Source organism: Psychroserpens mesophilus (genome assembly GCF_000826645.1).
In the GTDB taxonomy this organism is placed as follows: Bacteria; Bacteroidota; Bacteroidia; order Flavobacteriales; family Flavobacteriaceae; genus Psychroserpens; species Psychroserpens mesophilus.
Map to the genome: position 1 here is coordinate 20,152 of NZ_JXJP01000031.1, position 7,214 is coordinate 27,365.

The following is a 7,214-nucleotide window of genomic DNA, read 5'->3' on the forward strand; positions in this document are numbered from 1 at the left end:
ATTAGGAATTCAGTTTTTCTTTAAAATAATCATATAATGCAAATTGAGATCTTACTTTAGGATTAGAATTTCTTCGGTAAGTGTTACTTTGTGTCTCATCTATAATTCTTGCCTTTACATTATCACTCCAACAAATATCGAAAATGTTTAACAATTCTTCTTTAATATCGTCCTGATAAATTGGGCAACTTACTTCTACTCTATTTTCAATATTTCTTGTCATCCAATCGGCTGAAGAAATATAAACTTTAGAATCGTTATTATTACAAAACAGATACATTCTGGTGTGTTCTAAAAATTTATCTACAATACTAATCACTTCAATATTTTCGCTCATACCTTTGACTCCTGGTACCAGGCAACAAATACCTCTGACTATCATTTGTATTTTTACGCCAGCTCTACTTGCTTCGTATAATTTATCAACCATATTATAGCTGGAAATACTATTCAGTTTAAGTTTTATATAAGCTGGTTTACCTTGTTTAACATTTTCAATTTCCTTATCAATTAAAGCAAAAAGTTTTGATTTTGTATAGTGAGGTGATGTTATAATATGCTTATATCTATATATCAGATAGTTTGTCTGAAAAAAATTAAATACTTTATTCACATCTTTTAAAAGCTTTGAATTGGCAGTAAAAAGAGTAAAATCAGTATATATTTTGGCTGTCGATTCATTAAAATTACCAGTACTGATAAATCCGTATCGTTTTAATTTATTGTCTTCTTCACGCTCAATGACACACATTTTACTGTGAACCTTTAAACCAGAGACACCAAAAAGAAGATTAACACCTTCCGCTTGCATTTGTTCGGCATAGTCAATATTTGCCTGTTCATCAAATCTTGCTCGTAATTCAATTACCACTGTTACTTTCTTTCCATTTTTTGCAGCATTTATTAAAGAACTGGCAACATGAGAAATTTGAGCTAACCTATATATTGTAATTTTTATGGTTTTAACCTTTGGATCTAAAGCAGCCTCTCTTAAAAACTTGACCACATAAGAAAAAGTTTGATAAGGTGTATGAAGGAGATAATCTTTTTGAGATATCGAAGTGAAAATACTACTTTGAAGACTCAAACCTTTTATTTGTAAAGGTTGAATTTTATCATACAAAAGATCTGTTCTTCCCAAACTAGGAAAATCCATATAATCTCGCCTGTTATGATAGCGACCTCCTGGAATAACACTATCTTTTGAATCAATACCCATTTTTGACATTAAGTACTCCAAGGTTTCTTCATCAATGGTTTTATCGTAAACAAATCTAACAGGTTCGCCAATTTGTCGGTCTTTCACACTATCTGAAATTTTTTCAATAAAACTCTTACTTAAATCACTATCGAAATCGAGTTCACCATCTCTGGTAATCTTAATCATATTTGCTGAAATAGAGTTGTAATTGAAAATGTTAAAAATATCATTTAAACAGTATCGTAAAAGATCATCTAAAATAATAATGTAATTATCATCTCCTTTTTTAGGTAAAACAACAAATCGATCTATGGCCTTGGGTATTTCAATAAGTGCATATTGCTTTTCACCATTATCTAAAACCATTTTTACAGCTAAATATGCTGCACTATCTTTAAGTAATGGCAATTCTAATAAGTCATTGAGTATGATGGTTACGAGAGCCGGACTTACATTTTGTATATAATAATCTTTAATAAAATTATGTTGTGATTTATCGATTTGAGTTTCGTTAATAATAAAGATATTCTCTTTTTCGAGCGCATTTTGAATTTTGCTCAAAATTTCTAAACTATAACTTTGTTGCTTAATTACAATATTAGTTATAATTTCTAAAAGATCACCTGCTTTTACTCCACCTAGCTCACTTTTTCCTCCTTTACCAGCTTCATCTATTCGTTTAACTGTCGCATATCGCACTTTAAAAAATTCATCCAGGTTATTAGAGAATATTCCTAGAAATCGTAACCGTTCTATTAAAGGAACACTTTCATCTTCGGCTTCTTGTAATACTCTTTCGTTAAATTGAAGCCAGCTTAATTCACGATTAATATAGGTGTTTTTTTCTTTTACCATTATTTTAAATCTCTTGGAAAAATTGTAAGTTTTGTAATACCCTTTTTAAAGTCTTGCCACGATGTGACGTCCAAATTTATAACAACTAAGCCACTCGTAGGAAGGTTATCTATAAATTGGTCACCAAATATATTGCAAATAGATGTGAATGCATGATTATGACCAAAAATCATAACCTTTTCATAACTATCATCAATATTTTTTATAAAATTTATGACACTTTCGCCTCCAAAATCATATAATTCTTCAACGATATTTATTCTTTTTTCTTCGAGATTAAGGTTTTTCACAAAGATTTTACATGTAGATAAGGCTCTATTTGCCGGACTTGAAAAAATAACATCAGGTAAAATTGAGGTGTTTTTAAATGCTTTAGAAACTAATGCTGCATCCCGAAAACCTCTCTTTTTTAAAGGTCTTTCAGCATCTGTAACATCATATTCCCAAGATGATTTTGCATGTCTAATAAGTACTAATTGTCTCATAGTGATTCGATGAAGTGTAATATTTTATCGATAAAATGTTGCATAATTCCGTTTTAACGATTATTTTCGTCCCTTTAACATTTATATTTGTTAACCACTTTGGTTATCATTTGTTTTGTTTAGTTTAAATATAATGTTTATGACCCCAAATCAAAAATATATTAATAAATCCATTTTTGTGGTTTTTTTTACCACAGTTCTTCCCTCAAAACATATTGGACGTTTAATTAAGTATGCTGTACTTAAATAAACTTCTTGTATACACTAATTATTTTTGAACATCGCCAAGCGAATATAAATTTGAATTAAATTTTAAATTATGAAGTTAATAGCAACCTTAATAACAGCATGTCTTGCTGTGATATTATATGTTTCAGATGAAAACATATCAGAGTGTAGTGCAAATCTCACTGTTGAAAAAGACAGAAAAGCTAAATCAGCAGATGAAGATGGAGCTCAATTCATATTGATTCTTACCAATACTTCAAATGGTACCAAGACATTCAATTTGTCTACAAAGAATCTTTCAACACCGTGTAACAATAAAACTTCGCAATACAATAGAGGAACAAATTCTAATAATACTGTATTAGATGTTTCACTTGAGAATATAAGTTCAAATAGAAATAGTTCTCCCAATGCGTCAACTTCAAATGTAGAATTAAGCAGCGGTGAATCTTATAAGTTTATAGTTAACGTTACTGTTCCAAAAGGAACACCTTACAATACATGGAGTTGTATTGAAGTTGAAGTGAATTCGGAAGATTGTGAATCTTTATCAGAAACTCAAACTTTAAGTGTTTTTGTTGTAGATCCTTCGGAAGGTTAATAGTTGTTAGTTAAGATTAAAAGAATAGTTTTAAAGAGAAACTCGATGAGAAATAAATTACAATTTCAAAAAGGAAATGTCAAAAATATAGCTAAGCTTATATTTGTTGTAGCATTTCTATTTACTGTAAACTCTCTATTTGGACAACAAGTTATTGTCAATAAAGATATAGTAGCAAACCCATCTGTTTGTAATCAATTTGATGTTACTTTGGAAATCATAGGTAAACCACCTAAAAGTCCGCAAGAGGTTGTATTGATTATTGATAGATCTGGAAGTATGGATGATGGTCCTGTACCTGAACCTATAGATTATGCTCAAGATGCTGCAATTGCTTTTGTAAACAACTTCTTTTTACCAGCTAACAATCCGTCTGGTCAAAATAGAATTGCAATTGTTAGTTTTGCTAGTTCTGCGAGCTTAGATATTGGTTTAACGGGAAGCTCAGGTCAGGCGGCAATTATATCTACAATTAATGGGATAACTACAGGTGGATCTACAAATACGCAAGCTGGTATTATAGCGGCAGATAATGAGTTAACAAATAACGGGACTTTTGATTGTGTTACATCCAGAAGTATTATACTTCTTTCAGATGGTGTTGCCACTGTTAGAAATGGAAGTGGCAGTACCTGCAGTACTACACAATACAATACAGCTTGTCAAACTGCTGCAATAAATGCCGGAATTAATGCTCAAACAACTGTTGTATCAGGCGAAACTTATACGCAAAACGTTTTTACAATTGGTTTAATTGGAGCTATTAACGGTACAGAAGAAACTATAGCTCTAAATACCCTTAATGGAATTCAAAATGCTGGCGCTTTTTCTACTGAAAACAATGCAGATTTAAGTGCTATTTATGATACCATATTAGGACAACTAGTACCTGCAGCAACGCAATTGCCAGGTCAATCTCTCGTAACAGATAATACTATTTCTAATGGCTTTTCTATAGTACCCGGAAGTATTGTGGCAAGCAAAGGGACGGCTGTACTCAATAATCAAATATTATCTTGGTACGTTGCAGACGTATTCGAAGAAACTATAACTTTAACATACACTATTTTGCCTAACGGACCTTCATCATGTGGTCCTCAGATATCGGGAGATACTGTTATAAATTATGAAGATGCGATGTGTGAAACTACATCGATCGTTTTTGATAACGTAGAATTCTGTGTTCCATGTCCAGAAATCACTCCGATAATTGAAAGAGTGGGATGTTCTACCTCTGTAAACTATTCGGCTACTTTACAGCAAAATGGTTGTATATCTACTGGAGATACATTTTTATGGGATTTCTTTTTAAATGGAAACCTGATAGGATCATCCAACACGCTTACAGGCATCTATAACTATCCTGGAGCTGCTAGTGATTTCCAAGGAAATTTTACAGCTCAATTAGCCTATACTGGTACTTTTGGAGATACGTGTACTTTACCTAGTACTGAAGCTGAAGTAAACTTATCTTTACCAGATTTCTTAGAGGCTACAGCATCTGTAACAGATGTACTTTGCTTTGGTAATGAAACCGGAGCAATTGATATAACTGTTACTGGTGGTACACCTCCTTATACTTATCTGTGGAACACAGGAGAAATTACTCAGGACTTAACTAATCTTTCTGCTGGGAACTATTCTGTTACCATTACAGATTCATCAGGATGTAATTTTATTATTAGTGATAGTGAAGTTACTCAACCAACTGAACTAAGCGCAAATCTTACACTATCGACTAATGCAGATTGCTCGGGGACTAATACAGGTGAATTAACTGTAGAAGCTTCTGGAGGCATTTTGCCTTACACTTTTTCTATCGATGGTGGAACGACTACGCAACCAAGTGGTACGTTTACTGATTTATTACAAGGAACTTATACAGTTGTTGTTGAAGATGACAATGGATGTACCGTTTCAATAGATAATATTGTTATCGATAATGATGACAATGAAAGCCCTGAAATTACAGCTCCAGATGATTATACCATTGAAGGTTGTGACGTTTCCGCTATCACTGGATTAGCTTATAGTGAAACGGCTACAACAATAACCTTAGCCCAACTTGAAAGTGCTTTAAATGGAAATGGAACAGCTTCAGATGACGGAACAATAGCTTCAATTACATATACTGATGTAAGTTCTGGAACTTGCGTGATCACCGTAACAAGAACATTCTCAATTACCGATGATTGTGGCAATTCAACATCTGACACTCAAATAATTACAATTCAAGATACAACACCTCCTACTTTAATTATTCCTTCAGATATTAGCGTAGAATGTGATAGACCAAATCCTGATGGAAACGCAACTGCTACTGATGCTTGTGGAGATGCAACAATTACATTTTCTGATGTTTCTGTTTCTACTTGTGGAAATACCGAAATTATAACAAGAACTTGGACAGCTACTGATGAATGTGGTAACGCCGTGTCTTTAGATCAGATAATTACTGTAATTGACACTACTCCTCCAACGTTAACCGTTCCTGCAAATATCACTGTAGAATGTACCGAGAGTACGGATCCTGCTGCTACCGGAACTGCTACGGCAACTGATACCTGTGGTAATACTACTATAACTTTTGCCGATTCTGTTGTGGATGCCTGTGGAAATACACAAACTATTACAAGAACTTGGACGGCTACTGACGAATGTGGTAACACTGTTTCTGATACACAAACTATTGCTGTTGAAGATAATACACCTCCTGTATTAACTATTCCTGCTGATGCAACTGTGGAATGTACCGAAAGTACCGATCCTGCTGCTACTGGAACTGCTACTGCTACTGATGCTTGTGGTACTGTAACTGTTACTTTCGCTGATACTGCTGTAGATGCGTGTGGTAATACACAAACAATAACAAGAACTTGGACCGCTACTGACGAATGTGGTAACACTGTTTCCGATACACAAACTATTGCTGTTGAAGATAATACAGCTCCTGTATTAACTATTCCTGCTGATGCAACTGTGGAATGTACTGAAAGTACCGATCCTACTGCTACTGGAACTGCTACTGCTACTGATACTTGTGGTACTGTAACTGTTACTTTCACTGATACTGCTGTAGATGCGTGTGGTAATACACAAACAATAACAAGAACTTGGACCGCTACAGATGAATGTGGTAATTCAATCTCTGATACACAAACTATTGCTGTTGAAGATAATACACCTCCTGTATTAACTATTCCTGCTGATGCAACTGTGGAATGTACCGAGAGTACCGATCCTGCTGCTACTGGAACTGCTACTGCTACCGACGCTTGTGGTACTGTAACTGTTACTTTCGCTGATACTGCTGTAGATGCGTGTGGTAATACACAAACAATAACAAGAACTTGGACCGCTACTGACGAATGTGGTAATTCAATCTCTGATACACAAACTATTGCTGTTGAAGATAATACTGCTCCTGTATTAACTATTCCTGCTGATGCAACTGTGGAATGTACCGAGAGTACCGACCCTTCTGCTACAGGAACTGCTACTGCTACTGATGCTTGTGGTACTGTAACCGTTACTTTCGCTGATACTGCTGTAGATGCGTGTGGTAATACACAAACAATAACAAGAACTTGGACCGCTACTGACGAATGTGGTAACACTGTTTCCGATACACAAACTATTGCTGTTGAAGATAATACTGCTCCTGTATTAACTATTCCTGCTGATGCCACTGTGGAATGTACTGAAACAACTGATCCTTCTGCTACAGGAACTGCTACTGCTACTGATGCTTGTGGTACTGTAACTGTTACTTTCGCTGATACTACTGTCGATGCGTGTGGTAATACGCAAACTATTACAAGAACTTGGACCGCTACAGATGAAT

General features: G+C 34.4%; 4 protein-coding genes. 2 read left to right on the forward strand and 2 right to left on the reverse strand.

The annotated features are described in order from the left end of the window. Nucleotide 1: 1 nt before the first annotated feature. Nucleotides 2–2,056 (reverse strand): polyphosphate kinase 1, encoded by a 2,055-nt coding sequence (ppk1, locus tag TD18_RS15840; RefSeq protein WP_040254617.1) that lies wholly within the window; start codon nucleotides 2,054–2,056, stop codon nucleotides 2–4. Then, nucleotides 2,056–2,541, reverse strand: coding sequence for a SixA phosphatase family protein (locus TD18_RS15845; protein WP_040254618.1), 486 nt, complete (start codon nucleotides 2,539–2,541; stop codon nucleotides 2,056–2,058). Before TD18_RS15845 ends, ppk1 begins: the two co-directional genes overlap by 1 nt. Nucleotides 2,542–2,860: 319 nt before the next feature. On the opposite strand from TD18_RS15845, the gene TD18_RS15850 reads away from it, so the two are divergent. Continuing rightward, a complete protein-coding gene (locus TD18_RS15850; protein WP_040254621.1) occupies nucleotides 2,861–3,370 on the forward strand; it encodes a hypothetical protein in 510 nt (169 codons plus the stop codon). Between the two features lie 45 nt (nucleotides 3,371–3,415). Further along, on the forward strand, nucleotides 3,416–7,214 hold a 3,799-nt coding region (locus TD18_RS16875), incomplete at its 3' end, for a VWA domain-containing protein (protein ID WP_084205949.1).

Excerpts from the sequence above, each read along its gene's own strand:
- TD18_RS15850 (WP_040254621.1), top strand. The coding sequence starts at position 2,861 with ATGAAGTTAATAGCAACCTTAATAACAGCATGTCTTGCTGTGATATTA.
- ppk1 (WP_040254617.1), bottom strand. The coding sequence starts at position 2,056 with ATGGTAAAAGAAAAAAACACCTATATTAATCGTGAATTAAGCTGGCTT.
- TD18_RS15845 (WP_040254618.1), bottom strand. The coding sequence starts at position 2,541 with ATGAGACAATTAGTACTTATTAGACATGCAAAATCATCTTGGGAATAT.